This window comes from Aminobacter sp. P4_D5, from assembly GCF_056401815.1.
The window spans coordinates 1-566 of sequence record NZ_JBFUIP010001175.1; the positions used below are offsets into that span (position 1 = coordinate 1).

General features: G+C 74.7%; 1 protein-coding gene. It reads right to left on the reverse strand.

Annotated elements, in window-relative coordinates; all coding sequences use genetic code 11:
• On the reverse strand, positions 1 to 566 hold a 566-nt coding region (locus AC1DWF_RS37335), incomplete at both ends, for a hypothetical protein (protein ID WP_476843459.1).

Consider the following 566-nt stretch of genomic DNA (forward strand, 5'->3'; position numbering starts at 1 on the left):
GAAGCCGGCCAGGAACGCCACTCGTCCCGCCCGCCCGCGCAGCCGGCGATGCACGCCGGCGATGCGGAGCAGGAAGACCGGCACCAGCAGGATCAGCAGCGACGACAGCGCAACCGCGCCGCCGAAGGCCAGCCACGCCGCCAGCGCGATCGCCGGCAGCGGCAGGTACCAGCCCGGCAGATGCAGCGCGTCGGCCCCGGGCGTGCGATGGATCGCCAGGCCATTGCGCGCCAGCAGCGCCTGCGCCCCCAGCCCGTTGCCCACCATCAGCAGCGCCACCCAGAAGCCGGCCGCGGCCGCCTTCACCTGCGCGATCTGATCCACCATGCCGTCCGGCAGCGCGACGCCCATGCGGCTCACGCCTTGCTCCACCGCCTCGCGCATCTCGGCCTCGAGGTCGGGCACGGCCAGCGCCAGCGCCGCCAGCACCACCACCGGCCAGAGGCCGAGCAGCGCGAGCGGCCAAGCGAGGTCCATCCGGCCCGGCCGCATCGCGGTCGCCACGATCATCGCCGCCGGCAGCCCGAAGACCACCAGGTAGACCAGCAGGCCGAGCGAGCTCGTGC